Annotated in this window: 16 protein-coding genes; 6 read left to right on the forward strand and 10 right to left on the reverse strand. The window is 64.1% G+C overall.

Going from position 1 to position 17,829, the window contains the following annotated elements:
- Positions 1–12: 12 nt before the first annotated feature.
- Positions 13–726 (reverse strand): GntR family transcriptional regulator, encoded by a 714-nt coding sequence (locus L0U83_RS19475; protein ID WP_233885582.1) that lies wholly within the window; start codon positions 724–726, stop codon positions 13–15.
- A gap of 135 nt (positions 727–861) precedes the next feature.
- Entirely contained in the window at positions 862–1,542 is a 681-nt protein-coding gene (locus L0U83_RS19480) for a MarC family protein (RefSeq protein ID WP_233885583.1), read from the reverse strand.
- A gap of 477 nt (positions 1,543–2,019) precedes the next feature.
- Between L0U83_RS19480 and L0U83_RS19485 the strand changes: the two genes are divergently transcribed.
- Positions 2,020–2,829: a serine hydrolase gene (locus L0U83_RS19485; RefSeq protein WP_308445053.1), complete on the forward strand. Its 810-nt coding sequence runs from the start codon at positions 2,020–2,022 to the stop codon at positions 2,827–2,829.
- Positions 2,830–2,849: 20 nt separating this feature from the next.
- Here the strand turns inward: L0U83_RS19485 and L0U83_RS19490 are convergent, their stop codons facing one another.
- The 6 genes from L0U83_RS19490 to cyoA form a co-directional block, all read right to left on the reverse strand.
- Positions 2,850–3,467, reverse strand: a complete 618-nt coding sequence (locus tag L0U83_RS19490) for a histidine phosphatase family protein (protein ID WP_233885585.1) — start codon at positions 3,465–3,467, stop codon at positions 2,850–2,852.
- A gap of 297 nt (positions 3,468–3,764) precedes the next feature.
- Positions 3,765–3,962: a CsbD family protein gene (locus tag L0U83_RS19495; protein ID WP_158760107.1), complete on the reverse strand. Its 198-nt coding sequence runs from the start codon at positions 3,960–3,962 to the stop codon at positions 3,765–3,767.
- A 137-nt stretch (positions 3,963–4,099) separates the two neighbouring features.
- Positions 4,100–4,474: a cytochrome o ubiquinol oxidase subunit IV gene (gene cyoD, locus L0U83_RS19500; protein ID WP_308445054.1), complete on the reverse strand. Its 375-nt coding sequence runs from the start codon at positions 4,472–4,474 to the stop codon at positions 4,100–4,102.
- The gene (gene cyoC / locus L0U83_RS19505; protein ID WP_233885586.1) at positions 4,471–5,070 is read right to left on the reverse strand and encodes a cytochrome o ubiquinol oxidase subunit III; all 600 of its coding nucleotides are present in this window, start codon (positions 5,068–5,070) and stop codon (positions 4,471–4,473) included. The genes cyoD and cyoC overlap by 4 nt, the downstream gene beginning before the upstream one ends.
- Positions 5,071–5,073: 3 nt before the next feature.
- Complete coding sequence (gene cyoB / locus L0U83_RS19510) at positions 5,074–7,083, reverse strand: cytochrome o ubiquinol oxidase subunit I (RefSeq protein WP_233885587.1); 2,010 nt, start codon at positions 7,081–7,083, stop codon at positions 5,074–5,076.
- Positions 7,084–7,090: 7 nt separating this feature from the next.
- The gene (gene cyoA, locus L0U83_RS19515) at positions 7,091–8,104 is read right to left on the reverse strand and encodes a ubiquinol oxidase subunit II (RefSeq protein ID WP_267939384.1); all 1,014 of its coding nucleotides are present in this window, start codon (positions 8,102–8,104) and stop codon (positions 7,091–7,093) included.
- 172 nt (positions 8,105–8,276) lie between these two features.
- On the opposite strand from cyoA, the gene L0U83_RS19520 reads away from it, so the two are divergent.
- From L0U83_RS19520 to L0U83_RS19530, 3 genes are all read left to right on the forward strand, one after another.
- Positions 8,277–9,671, forward strand: a complete 1,395-nt coding sequence (locus L0U83_RS19520) for an aminotransferase-like domain-containing protein (protein WP_233885588.1) — start codon at positions 8,277–8,279, stop codon at positions 9,669–9,671.
- A gap of 191 nt (positions 9,672–9,862) precedes the next feature.
- On the forward strand, positions 9,863–10,759 hold the full coding sequence (locus L0U83_RS19525) for a fructose bisphosphate aldolase (RefSeq protein WP_233885589.1): 897 nt from the start codon (positions 9,863–9,865) through the stop codon (positions 10,757–10,759).
- 129 nt (positions 10,760–10,888) lie between these two features.
- A complete protein-coding gene (locus L0U83_RS19530; RefSeq protein WP_233885590.1) occupies positions 10,889–11,626 on the forward strand; it encodes a transglycosylase SLT domain-containing protein in 738 nt (245 codons plus the stop codon).
- 185 nt (positions 11,627–11,811) lie between these two features.
- Here the strand turns inward: L0U83_RS19530 and L0U83_RS19535 are convergent, their stop codons facing one another.
- Positions 11,812–12,762 (reverse strand): ProQ/FINO family protein, encoded by a 951-nt coding sequence (locus L0U83_RS19535; protein ID WP_233885591.1) that lies wholly within the window; start codon positions 12,760–12,762, stop codon positions 11,812–11,814.
- A gap of 209 nt (positions 12,763–12,971) precedes the next feature.
- Between L0U83_RS19535 and L0U83_RS19540 the strand changes: the two genes are divergently transcribed.
- Positions 12,972–13,748 (forward strand): SDR family oxidoreductase, encoded by a 777-nt coding sequence (locus L0U83_RS19540; protein ID WP_233885592.1) that lies wholly within the window; start codon positions 12,972–12,974, stop codon positions 13,746–13,748.
- A 70-nt stretch (positions 13,749–13,818) separates the two neighbouring features.
- Here the strand turns inward: L0U83_RS19540 and L0U83_RS19545 are convergent, their stop codons facing one another.
- Complete coding sequence (locus L0U83_RS19545) at positions 13,819–14,907, reverse strand: OpgC domain-containing protein (protein WP_233885593.1); 1,089 nt, start codon at positions 14,905–14,907, stop codon at positions 13,819–13,821.
- 560 nt (positions 14,908–15,467) lie between these two features.
- Here L0U83_RS19545 and L0U83_RS19550 point away from each other — a divergent pair.
- Entirely contained in the window at positions 15,468–17,828 is a 2,361-nt protein-coding gene (locus L0U83_RS19550) for a bifunctional salicylyl-CoA 5-hydroxylase/oxidoreductase (protein WP_233885595.1), read from the forward strand.
- The last annotated feature ends 1 nt before the right edge of the window (position 17,829 follow it).

The following is a 17,829-nucleotide window of genomic DNA, read 5'->3' on the forward strand; positions in this document are numbered from 1 at the left end:
CCACTGGCCCGCCTAACGTCGTTTGCGCACGAGATCGAACTTGAAAATGCTGGCGTTGTAATAGTCGTTGCTGTAGCAGACCGCGCGGCCGGTCTCATCGAAATCCACTTCGTCGATCAGCAAAAACAGGCCGATACTCTCCTGCAATTCCGGCAAATCCCGTGGGGTAAGAATGGTCGGCTGGATCGAACTATGCGTATGGGAGAGCCGAACGCCCGCGCGCTCCAGCGTGCCGAACAGCGACTCGCCCAGTTCCTGCCCTTCGAGCAACGCCTTCGGCACGATATCGATGCAGTACGCGGCAATCGCATCGTCGGCGCGACGCACGCGTTCGAACCGCACGCAGGGGTCGCCTTCGGCGAGGCCGAGCTTTTGCGCGAGACTGCCCGAGGCCGCGATCGTCCTCACCTGCAAGCGGCTCGTGGAAGGCACCGCGCCGACACTTCGTATCATGTCCGTCACAGACATCAGATCATCCAGACCACCTTGCAGTTTGAGCGTGATTTGTCTGACGAAGGTCCCCTTGCCGTGCACGCGCGTGAGAAGACCGTGGGAAATCATCTGCGCGACCGCCTCCCGCAGGCTGGAGCGGCCCACGCCCAACAGTTCGCAAAGTTCAGGCTCCGGGGGGATTTGATCGCCCGGCTTGAGCGAACGCTCTCGGATCATTTCCAGCAGCGAATCCTGGATTCGCTCGCACATCGACTGATCGACGCTCAGGCGCATGTTTTCCGCATCATTGCTTGGGTTGGGTACATTGGGCTCCAATCTACATCAGACGTCTGATGTCATGGGCTCGTGGTTTTCCCTTTCATGCGCCGCAGCATGGCGATGGCAGAGGCGGCGCGCCCAGGCGCTGCGCTATTTGATACTCACCGAAATCGGCACCGACTCGAGCAGATCTTCGAGCCCGAGCCACAAAATCTGCAGGCCGATGCACAGCAGCACGAATGCTAGCAGCCGCATCAGCACTTCGGTGCCGACCGGCCCGAGCCGCTTGCCCACGTGCCCCGCGAAGCGCACGCACAGATAAATGCAGCCGCAAAGAACGACCAATGCAAGCAACACGCCCACGATATTGACGAGTTGCACGTGACCGCGCGGTCGGCCAGTGCCCAGCGCAATTGCGACCGCAATCGACCCCGGTCCAACGGTAACCGGCAGCGTGAGCGGATAAAACGCCGTGGCGCGCAGCGTCGCTTTGCGTGCCGGATCCGGCGGCGCCTGCGAGATCGTGGCATCCCCGCCATCGGACGATTTGTGAAGCAGGTTCCAGCCAGCGAACGCAATGACCATCCCGCCCGCGACCCGCAAAACGGGTATCGATATGCCAAAGAACGAGAGCACGTAGGCGCCCATGATCAGCGAACCGAGCAGAATGAACAGGCTGTTGATGGCGATGATGCGCGCGAGAAATGCGCGTTCGCTGGCCGTCGCACGCGGCAGCATGCTCAGCACGATGAACCCCGCCGCGGGTGGATTGAGGACGGGAAAGAGTCCGGCGAAAACGAGCAGGAACGTGTCGGAGAGTTGATTGAACATCTCTGTTCTCCCGTAGCATCACGGAGTATCCGGGCCCGCGCGCCGCCCGTTCAATACGACGATGGTCCCATTGAACGACGATTATGGAGCCGGAATGGAACTTCATCGCCCGATGCGGCTCGAACAAAGCCGCCAAAATCCCGCCGCACGCCGCGCAAAACCAACGTTCAAGCCCATCTGTCGATGCCCTTTGCTTCCCGACTTCGATTGCTGCCCAGTCTCCTCGTCCTGACTGTCGCGGGCCTCGCGGCTGGCGTGGCTCCCGCTTCTGAGCGCGCAACCGCTCATCACACGGTGGCCGAAAGCACTGTCCACGCAACGCCCAAAAAGAAAAAGAGAGTCGCGCACAAGACGAAGCCCGTGCATCGCTCGACGCCTGCCGACGCGTCCACCTCCAAACTCTCCGCACCGAAGCGCCGTACCAAACGCGCGAGGACGAGGCATAGCTCGCCACCGGCACAGCAACACGCAGTGCACGTGAGCGCCCAAAACGTGCACGCTCCCCGCCTGCTAGCCCGCTGCGGCTTCACGCCGGCTTCGCGCAAACAGCTCTTTTCGCATGCGATCTACGTCGTCGACGAAAACACCCACACGCCGCTCTACGCGCGCAATGTCGACGCGGTGGCGCCTATCGCGTCGGTGTCGAAGCTCATGACGGCGATCGTCTGGCTCGACAGCGCGCATGCGCCCCTGCAACAGCGGCTCTCGGTCACGACCGCCGATCTCGACACACTCAAATTCACGCATTCGCGGCTCGGCGTGGGAGCGTCGCTCACGCGTGCCAACATGCTGCACGTTGCGCTGATGTCTTCGGAAAACCGTGCGGCTTCGGCGCTCAGCCGCGACTACCCGGGCGGCCGCCCCGCGTTCATTGCGGCAATGAACGCGAAGGCACTGCGCCTTGGCATGACGCACACGCATTTCGTCAACGCGACTGGGCTCTCGCCGCAGAACGTCTCAACCGCGCGCGAACTGGCAAGCCTCGTGCGCGCGGCCAATGGCTACCCGCTCATTCGCCGCTATTCGATCGACAATCAGGAACGCGTGCCCACTGGCCACGAGCAATTGCAATATGTGAACAGTAATCGGCTGGTGCGCTACGGGCAGGTGCGCGCGAGCGTGCAGAAAACCGGCTTCATCAACGAGTCCGGCCACAATATGGTGATGCGCGTGATGGTGCACGGGCGGCGGCCGGTGATCGTCACCCTCCTGGGGAGCGCCACGCCCGACGGGTCGCGCCTGGACGGCGTGCGTATCGCGCATTGGCTTTCGTGCTCCCTACGCTGAGCGAGTGCGTCAGCGATTCGTCACATCAGCGCCCGGCGCTCGCCGAGTGCATTCCAGCGGCGTATGGCGCGGCTTTCATGGTCGAAGCCGAGGATGCTCACCGAAGCCGTGTCGAGATACAGATGCTCGCCTAGCGCCGCCGAACCGGACATCCAGCAGCCCGCCAATGCGCGCAGGAAATGCGCATGCGAAAAGAGCGCCACGCGGCCCCGCATGACCAGCAGGCCCTCGATCACGGCCGCGGCGCGTGCCTGAACGCGCGCGAGATCCTCGCCCTGCGCGATGGGCGAATGCCATACGCTCCAGTCGGGTTCGGTCTTGCGGATATCCGCTGTCTTGAGGCCTTCGTAAATCCCGTAGTCCCACTCGTGCAGGTCGGCCGAAATCGTCATCTCGTCGCCGAGGCCCGCGAGCTGGCACGTCTCGATGGCCCGCGCCATCGGGCTGCAAAGCACCGCATCGAAGCGCTGCGTGGCGAGCGACGGCGCCAGCGAGCGCGCCTGCTCGCGCCCGTGCTCGGTGAGCGCGATATCGGTGCGGCCGGTGTGCTGCCCAGAGAGGCTCCATTGCGTTTCGCCATGACGGATCAACCAGACTTCGCGCAGTCCGGGGGACACGCCGGCAGGATTGGCAGACATCGGGAACTCCACGTTCGCGCCCCGCGCGGGACACGCGGGATGCTCGCAGCATACCCGTTTCGAGGACATTTCGCCGCCGCGCTACCCTCTTGTTGCGCTTCGCAAAATGAAGGCTTATCGAAAGCGGCGCGGCCGCCGGGTCGCACTGCTTCGCTGTTGATTTGCACTCCGTAGTGATTCGCTTCGCAAGGGATGAGTGCCCGCACAGCGGCATGCTGGCCCCCTTGCACTACATGCGCAAAGCATGACGCCGCCGCCCCTTGCGAGGCGGCGGCGCTGTGGGTTAGCCGTCGCTTATCAGTGATGGCGCTTCACGTCCTTCGCCATGTCCTTTGCGGCTTCCTTCATGTCGCCAACGTTCTTGCGTGCCTGACCGGCTTCCTGCTGGAGGTCGCCCTTCAATTCACGCGCCGGGTTGTCGGTTGCGCGGCCCACGGCCTCGTTGACCTTGCCCTTCATCTTTTCAGCCGTGCCCTTCACCTGGTCCTTGTTCATGATCACACTCCACAGTAGAAGCGACGGGGTGTCGCGACGCTTCGTATAGCGCATGCACTGTGCCCGAGGTGCCTGGCGGCCGCGCGTTACCCTGTTCCAGAGCGCGCGCATTTAGGGACGCAACACCACATCAGCCGTCAATCGTGCGCCATGGCGCGGTCGATCGAGATCTGCGTGGGCATCATGTTGACGTTCGCGTTGTGCATGACCCACAGCGAAAGCCCGACGATCACCACAATCAGAAACGCCGTGCAGATAAAGATCGCCGTATTCGAACGCTGCTCGCGCGACGCGCCGATATGCAGGAAATACACGAGTTGCACGACGAGTTGCGCGATGCAGAGCAAGACGATGGCGGCCAGCCCGAAGCCCGGCGAAACGACTCGAAACATCACCACGCCGAACGACGCCAGCGTGAGCACGAGCGAAAGCACAGTGCCGATCATGTAGCCCTTGAGGCTGCCGTGCGACGCGTCATGCACGGCGTGGTGAGTGGCGTGGGATTGGCTCACAGGAAACCTCGCAGATAAACGAACGTAAACACACAGATCCACACGAGATCGAGAAAGTGCCAAAACAGGCTCAGGCACGCGAGGCGGCGGCGGACCGTGCCGGTCAGGCCGAACTTGAAGGTCTGGTGCATCATGATCGCGATCCACAACAGACCCGCCGTGACGTGCAGGCCGTGCGTGCCGACCAGCGTGAAGTACGCCGAAAGGTACGCGCTCGTGCCGGGCCCCGCTCCATCGGCGACGAGCTTGGCGAACTCGTTCAGCTCCATTGCGACGAAGCCCGCGCCGAAAAGGAACGTCACGGCGAGCCACACGATCACCTGGCCGCGCCGCTGCGCGTAGAGATTGAGCATGGCCATGCCGAACGTGACGCTGCTTGCCAGCAGCAGCAGCGTTTCGCCCAGCACGTACGGCAGTTCGAACAGATCCTTCGCGCCCGGACCGCCTGCCGTCGCATTCGCGAGCACGCCGAAGGTGGCGAAGAGCGTCGCGAAGATGAGGCAGTCGCTCATCAGGTAGATCCAGAAGCCCAATGTGGTCTTGGCGCTGTCGTCGTGACCATGACCATGAGCGTGAGTAGTAGCAGCGTGAGCCATGGTTTAAGCCATCTCCTCGATTTGCTCGGATTGATCGAAACGCTGGATGCCAAGTTGCCTGAAGCGCGCGTTCTCGATGCGCTCGACCTCGGCGGCCGGGACCCAGTAGTCCACATCCTGGTCGTAGGTGCGCACGATGAACGTGGCGATCATGCCGACGAGTCCCACCGCCGCGAACAACCACATGTGCCACACGATCGCGAAGCCGAACAACAGGCTGAATGCGGCGATGATGAAGCCCGCACCCGTATTGCGCGGCATGTGGATGTCTTCGTACTTGCGCGGCTGCACGTAGGCGCGGCCGGCTTCCTTGTTGTCCCAGTGCTGCTCCATCGAGGTGATCTCCGGCAGCACGGCGAAGTTGTAGAACGGCGCGGGCGATGAAGTCGACCATTCGAGGCTGCGGCCGTCCCACGGGTCGCCGGTCACGTCGCGGTTCGCTTCGCGCTCGCGCAGGCTCACCACGATCTGCACGATGAACGCGAGAATGCCAAGGCCCACGAATACCGCGCCCACGAGCGCCACCACGAGCCACGGATGCCACTCGGCCACTTCGTAGTGGTTCATGCGGCGCGTCATGCCTTCGAAGCCGAGAATGTAGAGCGGCGTGAACGCGAGCCAGTAGCCGATCAGCCAGCACCAGAACGACACCTTGCCCCAGAACTCATTGAGCGTGAAGCCAAACACCTTGGGGAACCAGAAGCTCACGCCCGCAAGGCAGCCGAACACCACGCCGCCGATGATCACGTTGTGGAAGTGCGCGACGAGGAAGAGCGAGTTGTGCAGCACGAAGTCCGCGCCCGGCACGGCCAGCAGCACGCCGGTCATACCGCCCACCGCGAACGTCACCATGAAGCCGATAGTCCAGAGCGTGGCGCTGTGATAGCGAATGCGGCCTCGATACATCGTGAAGAGCCAGTTGAAGAGCTTCACGCCGGTCGGAATCGAAATGACCGTGGTCATGATGCCGAAGAACGCATTGACGTTCGCGCCCGAGCCCATCGTGAAGAAGTGATGCAGCCACACGAAGAACGAGAGAATGCCGATCGACGCCGTGGCGTAGACCATCGACTTGTAGCCGAACAGCGGCTTGCCCGAGAACGTCGCGATGATTTCGGAGTACGCACCGAACGCGGGCAGGATGAGGATGTACACCTCCGGGTGACCCCAGACCCAGATCAGGTTGATGTACATCATCGCATTGCCGCCCAACTCGTTCGTGAAGAAATGCATGTCGAAGTAGCGGTCCATCGTGAGCAGCGCGAGTGTGCCGGTGAGCACCGGGAACACCGCGACGATCAGGATGTTGGTGATGAACGCCGTCCACACGAACACCGGCATCTTCATCATGTCCATGCCCGGCGCACGCATACGCAGGATCGTGACGATGAAGTTGATGCCCGAGAGCGTAGTGCCGAGACCCGATAGCTGGAGCGACCATATGTAGTAATCCATACCAACGGTCGGGCTATAGCCCAGCTCCGAAAGCGGCGGATACGCCACCCAGCCCGTGGCCGCGAAATCGCCCACGAACATCGAGACCATCACGAGCACCGCGCCCACCACGGAGAGCCAGAAGCTCAGCGAGTTGACGAACGGATAGGCCACGTCGCGCGCGCCGATCTGCAGCGGCACGACCACGTTCATCAAGCCGAGAATGAGCGGCGTGGCCACGAAGAAGATCATGATGACGCCGTGCGCCGTGAAGATCTGATCGTAGTGATGCGGCGGCAGATAGCCCGCCGAGTCGCCGTAAGCGATAGCTTGTTGCGCGCGCATCATGATCGCATCGGCGAAACCGCGCAGCAGCATGACGACCGCGAGGATGATGTACATGACGCCAATGCGCTTGTGATCGACCGAGGTGATCCACTCGCGCCACAAATAGCCCCACTTGCCCGCGATCGTGATCGCGGCGAGCAAGGCGAGGCCGCCGAGCGCCACGACGGCGCCCGTGGCCATGATGATCGGCTCGTGCCAGGGAACGGCGTCGAGCGTGAGTTTTCCGAACATGGTGTGATTACTCCGCTGCCAGGGTGGCGCTACGGTTGAGCGTGAGCGCCGGGGCGCTGGTGCCAGGGGCTGCGCTTGGGACCGTGCCGCAGATCGGGTTGCCGTGCACGTCGCGCATGTATTTGCCGACCACGCCGTCGAACAGGCCCGGCGCGACGTTCGAATAAAGCGTCACCGGCGTCTTTTCGCCGGGTCGCGCGAGCTGCTCGTAGGCCGCGCGGCTCAGCATCGTGGGCGACGCCTTCGCTTGCGCGATCCACGCGTCGAAGTCGGTACGGCTCTTGGCGAGCGTTTCGAAATGCATGTCGGAGAAGCCCGGGCCGCTGAAGGCCGCCGAGCGGCCCGCATACACACCGGGCTCGTTCGCGATGAGGTGCAGCTTCGTCTGCATGGCCGGCATCGCATACACCTGGCTGCCCAGTTGCGGAATGAAGAACGAATTCATCAGCGACTCGGCGGTGAGGTTGAACTCAACGGGCGTATCGACAGGAATCGCGAGCTGGTTCACCGAAGCCACGCCGTAATCCGGGTAGATGAAGAGCCACTTCCAGTTGAGTGCGACCACGTCCACACGTACCGGCTTCGTTTGCGATTCGATCGGGCGGTACGGGTCGAGCGAGTGCGTGGTGCGCCAGATGAGCACGGCGAGGGTGAGCACGATCACGCAGGGAATCGTCCACACCACCACTTCGATGGCGGTGGAATGCGACCAGCGCGGCGCGTAGGTCGCGTTCGCGTTGGAAGCGCGATAGCGCCAGGCGAACCACAGCGTGAGCACGATCACGGGAATCACGACGAGCAGCATCAGACCGAGTGCGATCAGGATCAGATTCTTTTCCTGCACGCCGATATCGCCCTTCGGGGCGAGCAGCGCCATGTTGCAGCCGCTGAGCAGCACGAGCGGCCCGGCCACCGCGGCCAGGGCCGCGCGGCGCGCAAAGCGTGCAAGGAGCGGGGGATGTGATGAAGAAGGCGGGCCGGCCGTAGCGGCCCGCCCCGAGCGAGGGTCTGGATTGCGCATGTCTGGTTCCAAGGTTGACGTTCGCGCAAACCCATCCATACGTGCTCACTCTGCTGCCGCACGAGCAGCCTCGCAGGGCCGTCACAGAAGCCATACATAGCCTATATGTATGGATTTACGCGCTTCATGCACGCATGCTAGAGTAAGACATGACGCATACATCCGCGACACAATGACACACGACCAACCTACCGAAAGCGGCGGTGAGATCAATGTATGGGCCACGGCGATGCAGTCCGGCAACGGCCCGCGCTATCTGCGGCTCGCTGATTTCATCGAAGACGCGGTGGCGCAAGGCACGCTGTGTCCCGGCGAGCGCGTGCCCGCGCAACGCAGCCTCGCCACCCTGCTTTCGGTCGATCTGACCACCGTCACGCGCGCCTTCAACGAAGCACGGCGGCGCGGGCTGATCGAGGCGCGCGGGCCGCTTGGCACGTTCATCGCCGCGCCGCGCGCCGAGTTGCTGCAGCGCGTGGACCTCAGCATGAACATCCCGCCAGCGCCCGTTGGCCTCGACATGAACGCGCTGCTGCGCGAGGGCATGGCGCGCGTGCTGGCTCGCAGCGACGCCGATCTGCTCATGACGTACCACATGGGCGGCGGCGGCCGCGCCGACTGGCAAGCGGGCGCGAAGTGGCTGCAGCCCATGCTCGGCGCGGTTGCACCCGAGCGCGTGGTGGTCTGTCCCGGCGCGCAGGCGGCGCTCGCCGCGCTCATCCTCGCCTTCACGCAGCCCGGCGACGTCATCGTCGCCGAGCCGCTGCTCTATCCGGGCTTGCCGCACGCGGCGGCGCAACTGGGCCGCCGCATCGAGCCCATTGCCGTCGATGCCCACGGCATGCGGCCCGACGCGCTGGAAGCGGCTTGCCGCGAGCACGCGGTACGGCTCATCTACCTGAACCCCACGCTGCAGAATCCGACCACGGCGACCATGCCGGAGGGGCGCCGCCTGGAGATCGTACGAGTGGCGCAGCGCCATGGAGCGCGCATCATCGAGGACGATCCTTATTGGCGCTTCGCGCTCGATGCGCCCCCGCCGCTCGCGCGCATCGCGCCCGCGCAGGTCTGTTATCTCGCGACGCTCTCCAAAACACTCTCGCCAGGGTTGCGCACGGCCTATCTCGCGCTGCCCGATGAAGAGGCGCATACACGCCTCGTGAGCGCGCTGCGCACGTTCTCGCTCATGGCCGCGCCGCTCACCAACTCGCTCGCCACGCACTGGATCGAAGAAGGCGTAGCCGAGCAAATCTTTGCTGATGTGAAGGCCGAGGCGCGCGAGCGCCAGCGCGTCGCCGCGCACACGCTGGGATCGTCGGCGGGCGCGGGAATTCACCTCTGGTACACGCTGCCGCGCTACTGGCAGGCGCGCGAACTGGCCGTCGCCGCGAGCACTGAGGGCCTCGCCGTCGCGCCCTCCACGGCATTCCAGCAAGGCCCGGAAACCGCGAACGCGATCCGCATTTCGCTGGGCGCGACGGGCGGCCGCGAGCCATTGCAGGCCGCGCTGCGCAAGCTCTCGGCGCTGCTCGCGAACGACCGCAGCGCGCAGTCCCAAGTGATCGTGTGACGGCGCTTGCCGCGTTTCATCCCCTGGCATCGCAATTGCTACGGCTTTCGTTCTTCAGTGCGGCTGCGCGACCGAGCCCACATAATGGCAAAGACGCGGGCTAGCGGCGCAAGTACACTCGTCGCAGCGGCCGGCGACCGGATTCGAGTGACCGCGCCCGCAAGGGCGCCCCAAATGCGGGAGATACGACGATGGCAAACGAGCAAATGCTTGCGCAGATGCGCGAAAAACCGGGCTTCATCGCCGCGCTGGACCAGAGTGGCGGCTCGACCCCTGGCGCGCTGCGCCAGTACGGCATCCCCGAAGGCGCATATAGCGGCGACGCCGAAATGTTCCATCTGATGCATGAAATGCGCGTGCGCATCATCAGTGCGCCCGCGTTCTCTGGCGAGAAGGTGATTGGCGCGATCCTCTTCGAAGCGACCATGGATGGCCAGGCGCAAGGCAAGCCCGTGCCCGCCTTCCTTTGGAACGATCGTGGCGTCGTGCCCTTCCTAAAGGTCGACAAGGGGCTGGAGGCCGAGGCCGACGGCGTGCGTCTCATGAAGCCGATCCCAGGCCTCGACGCCCTGCTCGAACGCGCGGTGAAAGCCGGCATTTTCGGCACCAAGATGCGTTCCGTGATCGAGCATGCCTCACCTTCGGGCATCGCTTCGATCGCCGCGCAGCAGTTCGCATTCGGTGCGCAGATATCCGCGCACGGACTTGTGCCAATTCTCGAGCCCGAAGTCTCGATCAAGGCGCCCGACAAGGCAAAGGCCGAGAAGCTCCTGCGCGACGAACTGCTCAAGGGTCTCGACGCGCTGCCGGCCGCCCAGAACGTGATGATCAAGCTCACGATTCCCGATACGCCCGACTTCTATCTGCCGCTCATCGAACATCCGCGCGTGGTGCGCGTCGTGGCGCTCTCCGGCGGCTACTCGCGCACCGACGCGTGTGCGCGTCTCGCGAAGAACCATCGAATGATTGCAAGCTTTTCGCGCGCGCTCATCAACGACCTCACGAAGTCGATGAGCGACGCCGAGTTCGATGCCGCGCTCGCCGCGAGCATCGACGAAATCTGGAAGGCTTCCGTGCAGAAGGCCTGAAGCCGCGCCGGGCGCGCCGCCCGGTCCTGACACCGATCAGGGTTGTGAAAACGACATGTCAAACAGCCGGCCCCATTAATCGGGGCCGGTTATACTTGCGCCTTCTTTTTTCTCCCTAATGCACCGGCCATGAGGCAGTTACTCTGCCTGCTCGCCCTGTTGCCGGGCCTCGTGCAAACCGCGGCCGCGCAGGCGTCGCAGCAGGCGCCCGTTAGCGACATCATCAGCGCATCGGCTACGAGCGGGGTGGCTCCCGCAAGCTCACCCGCCGATGCCGGCGCCGTTTCGAAATATCTCACGCAAAAGTTCGGTATCGCGAAAGAGAAGGCCGCGCTGATTTCGCAAGCCGTCACGGGCGCTGCGGAAAAGTATTCACTTCCGCCTGCCGTGCTGCTCGCCATCATCTCGATCGAGTCGCGCTTTCGCGAGAAGGCGCACGGCGCGAACGGCGCGACCGGACTCATGCAGGTCGTGCCGTCTGCGCATCGCAATATCCTGCACAATAAGGACCTCACCGACCCGGAGGTCAACATCGACGTCGGCTCGTCGATCCTCTATGGCTACGAGCGTGCCGCCGGCGGCGACCTCAACGCCGCGATGAAGAACTACGGCGGCTCGAAGGCCTATGCGGAAAAGATCCGCACGCGCGCCGTGGAGTTCAGCCGGGTGCTGGACAGCCCTGACTCGCCAGCCGCGAGCGATGCAACCGCAAGCGCCGGCCTTGCGGCTTCGGCGGCTTCAGCCTTCGCGGCTGCGGCGGCTTCGGCTGCGATCGGCGCATCCACGCCTGCCACCGTACCCTCCGCAGCGTCGGCCGCCTCCGCACAGGCTGCCGCACAAAACGCCGCTTCGGGAAGCGCGCGCTAAATCCGCTTCCTGCATCGTTGAGCCGGCCTTGCGTGGTATCGGCGGCTATACGCGCCGAACGTTGCACACGCATCGATCTGCAGCGCACCGTCCGAGCGCGCACAGCGGCTCGCCAGATGCGCAAAAACCCTCGCGCGGCACAGCCGCGAGAGGGTCGTTCAGGAGGCGGGAATTCCGGCGTGGGCTCAGGCGCCGGTTGCAGGTGTCTCGCCGTTTTCCGGTTGCTGTACCGCTGCTTCCGGCACGTCGGACGAGGCTTGCGGCTCTGCGTTCTGGGCTTCGGGCTGGGGCTGGGGCACGGTTTCGGCCTTCGCCTCAGCCTTCACTTCGGGCTTGGCCGCGGGCTGCGCGTTGCCCTCTTCGCGTGCCTTGGCTTGCGCTTCGGCCTTGGCCTTCTGACGCGCAAGCGCCGCATTGGCGCGGCCGACGTGCGACGGATCGATGCCCGGGCCTTCCGAGGCCGTGCCATCGAGTTCGTAGCGCGAGCCGCCCGCGGCCACACGCTCGTGATAGCGTGGATGGTTCACGTGGCGCTTGAGCACGGCGACGATCATCGTGCGTTCGTACTCGGGGTGACGCGCAACGAGATCCTCAGCCACGCCGATCTTGAGCGGCAAACGGTCGCGGAAAGCCGGATAGTGCTTCGCGAACACGTTCCAGACCGTGTTGAGCTGACGGTTGCGCTCGATGCGCGCCTTTTCGGCCTCGCTCAGATTTGCGGCCGGCGGCTGCTGGGGACGCGCCGGACGGCGGCGCTGCTGCGCGGAACCATCCGCCTGCGGCGCGCGAGCCGGCTTCGGCTGCTGCGGCCGGCGAGGCTGCTGGGCGCGCTGCCCCGGCTCCCCCTGATTCTGCTCCTGCGCTCTCGCGCCCTGCGGGCGGCCGTGGCGCGAGCGCGAACGCTCGTCCTTGCCGCCGGCCGCGCCCGCAGCCGCAGAACCGTCTCTCGGAGCACGCGGGCCCTTCGGGGCGTGCGAGCCGCCATGGCCCTTCGCGCCCTTGTGAGCGGGCTTGCCTTGCGATTTTTGCGCCTGTTCTTCGGCGGGCTGGCCTGCGCCACCCCCCATGCTCTTCTTGATCTCAAGAAGACCTTCCTTGAAGCTCAGGGTACGGCGTTGTTGCGATGCGGCTTTCACGTCCAGATCTCTTCCATATGGAACCGGACGCTATGATACCGAAAACGCGGCCGACCCAACCGGGCAATCACTTGCCACGGCCGGTTTTGAGTCCGTCATCGCGCGCCGCGCCACACCGCGAATCCCTGCGGCACGCGGCAAAATCCCTCGAATTTCATGCGCCAACACCTTGCGTGCGCAAGGATTGCATCCCTTTTTTTCACGACACCATGACGATTTCGACATCCGCCCCCCGTTCTGCCGTTCGCGCCATCGTCACCGGCCACACGCGCGGATTGGGTGCGGCGCTCGCGCAATTGCTGCTGCAACGGGACATCGACGTGCTCGGCCTTGGCCGCGGCGCGCACGAGGAACTGGCTTCCCTCCATGGCGCGCGGTTCACTCAAGCTGTCGTGGATCTCGCCGATCCCGCGGCGCTCGAGCGCTGGCTGGCCGGCGACGCGCTGAACGCGTTTGCGCACGGCGCGCAATGCGTGCTGCTTTTCAACAACGCGGGCACCGTCGATCCCATCGCGCCGCTCGGCGAACAGGACGCGCTCGCCATTGCTCGTGCCGTGACGCTCAACGTGGCAGCACCGTTGATGCTCGCGAATGCGCTCGCCGCCACGCGCGCCCTGAGCGCGGATGCGTCGCGCCGCATCGTGCATGTTTCGAGCGGCGCAGCGCGCAACGCGTATCCGGGATGGAGCGTGTACTGCGCGACCAAGGCCGCGCTCGATCACCACGCGCGCGCCGTCGCGCTCGACGCGCCAGCCGGCGTGCGCATTTGCAGCATCGCGCCGGGCGTGATCGACACCGGCATGCAGGAGACGATCCGCGCGACGAGCGTCGACCAGTTCCCGATGCGCGAGCGCTTCGAACAACTCAAGCAGAACGGTTTGTTGTCCACGCCCGAAGCGGCTGCGCAGCAATTGATCGACTATGCGTTGAGCGATGCATTCGGATCGGTGCCTGCCACGGACGTGCGCGAACTCGGTAACGTGTGAGCGGGCTGCGCAACGCACGCATCCTTAGTCCTCCCGAAAATCCTCACCTTTGAAGGTTCGCCGTCGCGCTTCATGTGAGCGCGACGCGCGGCCGTACCGCTTTCAGGCGCCGCACACCACCGGCGAGAACAAGCAACGCGCCGACTGCAAGCACATCGCCCGCGAACCGCGCCGGCAATGAAGCCGTGACATGCGTTGCGCGCAGCAGCGTGTCGATGACGTTCGAAGCCACCGCGCCACCCACGAAACAGACGAGGCCCTGCTGCCCCACGGTGACGACGGCTGGCAGTCGCTGCGCGAGCCACGCTATCCAGCCTTTGCGCACCGCCTGCGCAGCGAGCCAGGCCACCGCGGCGAAGTTCACGATACGCACGCTCGCGAGGTTCTGCTTCATGTAGCCCGGCTGGGGGTCCAGATCGGCGAACAACTGGATGAACGCGAACGTGACAACGAGCACCAGCGCGAACGCTGTCAAGGTGCGGCCCGACCACGAGACCTGAAACGCGTGCGACACGGGGTAGATGCGGCACAGCAGCCCCAGCATGAACATGGCCTGCCAGGCAAACGGGTTGAAGGGCCATATGGCGCCGGGCGCGGCAGGCAGGTAACCCACGAGCCAGCACCCGCCGAACCACAGCACGAAACTGCCCACGAGCACGAGATCGGGCGAGCGGCGCGCAAGCGGCATCACGAACGGCAAGACCATCACGAGCATGATGTACATCGGTAGCACACCGGCCAGATAGGGCTGATCGCGAAAGACGGCGATATTGGCGAGCATCGTGAACGGCTGCGCGGCGAAGCGGAGATAACCCGACTCGGCAACCAGTGGCGAATCCACCCGCAGCATGACCGCGGCGGCACCCGAAAGCAGCATGAGCGCGGCCGTGCATAGATAGGCGGCGTAGATCTCGCGCCCGCGACGCCAGAAACGGCGGTTGGCCGCACCCTCTCCCTTGCGCCCGGCAATGGCGAGCCAACTCGCTGCGCATACATAGCCACTCACGAAAACGAAAACTTCCGCGGAGTCGCAGAACGCAAAATTGTGCAACATCGCATGCGAAAGCACGCTGGAAGGAATGTGATCGAGCGCGATGGAAATCAATGCGAAACCCCGGAAAAAGTCGATTTCGATCGATCGCTTCGCTGTCTGACTCATTGATGACGACTCCCGTTCGTGTCGAAGATTACGATTGAAGGGGTACGCGTCCTCGACTCGATGAAGCTGTCAGCTTTATAGATCTTTTTGTAAGGATAACTGATCGATTCGTGGCCGCACGCGCTACGCATGAAAGGGTTCCGTAAAAGGCTGCGCCGCAGCGCCGCCTCACCATGCGACTTTAATGCCAGCTCGACACGAAATGGGGCTGCGTAACCCATGGTAAGCATTTCGCGCGCTCGACGCCTCCTCGCAGTCGCGCGCGCACGCCCGGACGGTGCGCGCCATGCACACCGAACCAGCGTTCGCCCTTTTCTGGTGCCACATCGCGCAGTGTCGCGTCTGCGGCATCGCACCTCGCGGAAAGGCTCGCGAAAGCCTGCCTTTGCTTGCGTCATGGCGAGTTGACGCCTGGCCGCGCCAAGGGTTCCGGAAAAATTCAGATGTTTCGCGCTCGCGCCCAGGGTCATCCCGCCCTCGTCGGCAAAGCGCGGCGAATTACTTGACACCTAAAGCAATTAGACCTACATTGCCCTTGCAGATCGAACGAAGGAGCGAGCATGCGCATTGTTTGCATAGGCGGCGGGCCGGCAGGCCTCTATTTCGGCCTCTTGATGAAGCGCCGTCACCCCGACTACGAAATCACCGTGATCGAACGGAACCGCCCGTACGACACATTCGGCTGGGGCGTGGTGTTCTCGGACCAGACGCTGGGCAACCTGCGCGCGGCCGACCCCGAAAGCGCCGACGAAATTCTCGACGCCTTCAATCATTGGGACGACATCGAGATTCACTTCCGCGGCAGCGCGATCCGCTCTTCGGGCCATGGCTTCTGCGGCATTGGCCGCAAGCGGCTGCTCAACATCCTGCAGGCGCGCTGCGAAGCGCTCGGCGTGAAGCTCGTGTTCGAATCGCAGATCACCGACGACGACGTGACGAACGCCGACCTCATCATCGCGAGCGACGGCCTGAACAGCGCCACGCGCCAGAAGTACGCCGCCACGTATCAGCCCGATATCGACATGCGCGATTGCCGCTTCGTGTGGCTCGGCACGTCGAAGCTCTTCGACGCCTTCACGTTCGCGTTCGAAGAAACCGAATGGGGCTGGTTCCAGGCGCACGCCTACCGCTTCGACGACAACACTTCGACGTTCATCGTCGAAACGCCCGATCACGTGTGGCGCGCAGCCGGCCTCGAGACCATGAGCAAGGAAGACAGCATCGCGTTCTGCGAGAAGCTGTTTGCGCGCTATCTCGACGGCCACGCGTTGCGCTCGAATGCATCGCATCTGCGCGGCTCGTCGCAATGGATCCGCTTTCCGCGCGTGGTCAATCGTGAATGGGTGCACTGGAAAACCGCGGCCGACGGCAAAGAAACGCCTGTCGTGCTGATGGGCGACGCGGCGCACACCGCGCACTTCTCGATCGGCTCGGGCACTAAGCTCGCGCTCGAAGACGCGATCGAACTCGCCAACAGCATGGAAGAACATCCCGCCGATCTGCGCGCGGCGCTCACGCACTACACGAACGTGCGCAGCGTGGATGTCCTGCGGATTCAGAACGCCGCGCGCAATTCCACTGAGTGGTTCGAGCACGTGGACCGTTATGCGAAGTTCGATCCGGAGCAGTTCGCCTATTCGCTGCTCACCCGCTCGCAGCGCATTTCGCATGAAAATCTGCGCGAGCGCGACGCGGGTTATCTGTCCGGTTTCGAAACATGGCTCGCGCAGCGCGCGGGTGGCGAGGCACGCGCGGTGCCGCCCATGTTCACGCCTTATACAGTGCGTGGCGTGACGTTGAAAAATCGCGTGGTCGTCTCGCCGATGGCGCAATACTCCGCGCATGACGGCGTAGCCGGCGACTATCACCTCATGCATCTCGGTGCGCGCGCGATGGGTGGCGCCGCGCTCGTCATGACCGAGATGACCTGCGTTTCGCCCGAGGCTCGCATTACGCCCGCCTGCCCCGGCATGTATGCGCCCGAGCATTTGCAGGCGTGGAAGCGCATCGTCGATTTCGTGCATACGAACTCGGACGCGAAAATCGGCATGCAGCTCGGCCATTCCGGCGCCAAGGGCTCGACGCGCGTGGCGTGGGAAGGCATCGATCAGCCGCTCGACGCTGACAACTGGCCGCTCGTCTCCGCTTCGCCGCAGCAATATTTGCGCGGCGTGAGCCAGTGGTCGCACGAAGCGAGCAAGGAGGAACTGCGCGAGATTCAGGCGCAATTCGTGCACGCCACGCAAATGGCAAACGACGCAGGCTTCGACTGGCTCGAACTGCATTGCGCGCACGGCTATCTGCTTTCGAGCTTCCTCTCGCCGCTCACGAATCAGCGCACCGACGAATACGGCGGCTCGCTCGAAAATCGTCTGCGTTATCCGCTCGAGGTTTTCAAGGCCATTCGTGCGGTGTGGCCGGAAGACAAGCCGATTTCAGTACGCGTCTCGGCACACGACTGGGTGGAAGGCGGCAACACGCCCGACGATGCCATCGAGATCGCGCGTGCGTTCAAGGCGGCAGGCGCCGACATGATCGACGTTTCGTCGGGTCAGGTGAGCAAGGAAGAAAAACCCGTCTTCGGCCGCATGTTCCAGACGCCGTTTGCCGACCGCATCCGCAATGAAGCGGGCGTCGCGACGATCGCCGTGGGCGCCATTTCCGAGGCGGATCACGTGAACGGCATCATCGCGGCCGGGCGCGCCGACCTGTGCGCCGTGGCGCGGCCGCATCTGGCCAATCCGTCGTGGACGCTCACCGAAGCCGCGCGCATCGGCTACCTCGACATCAAGTGGCCGAATCAGTACACCGCGGCCAAAACGCAACTCGAACGCAATATCGAGCGCGAACGCGCGGCCGCAGCAGCGGCGGCCGGACTTTCGCCGATCGAGCGTGCGCAACGCGCCGAAGGAACCGTGTGAA

Source organism: Paraburkholderia flagellata, assembly GCF_021390645.1.
GTDB lineage: Bacteria > Pseudomonadota > Gammaproteobacteria > Burkholderiales > Burkholderiaceae > Paraburkholderia > Paraburkholderia flagellata.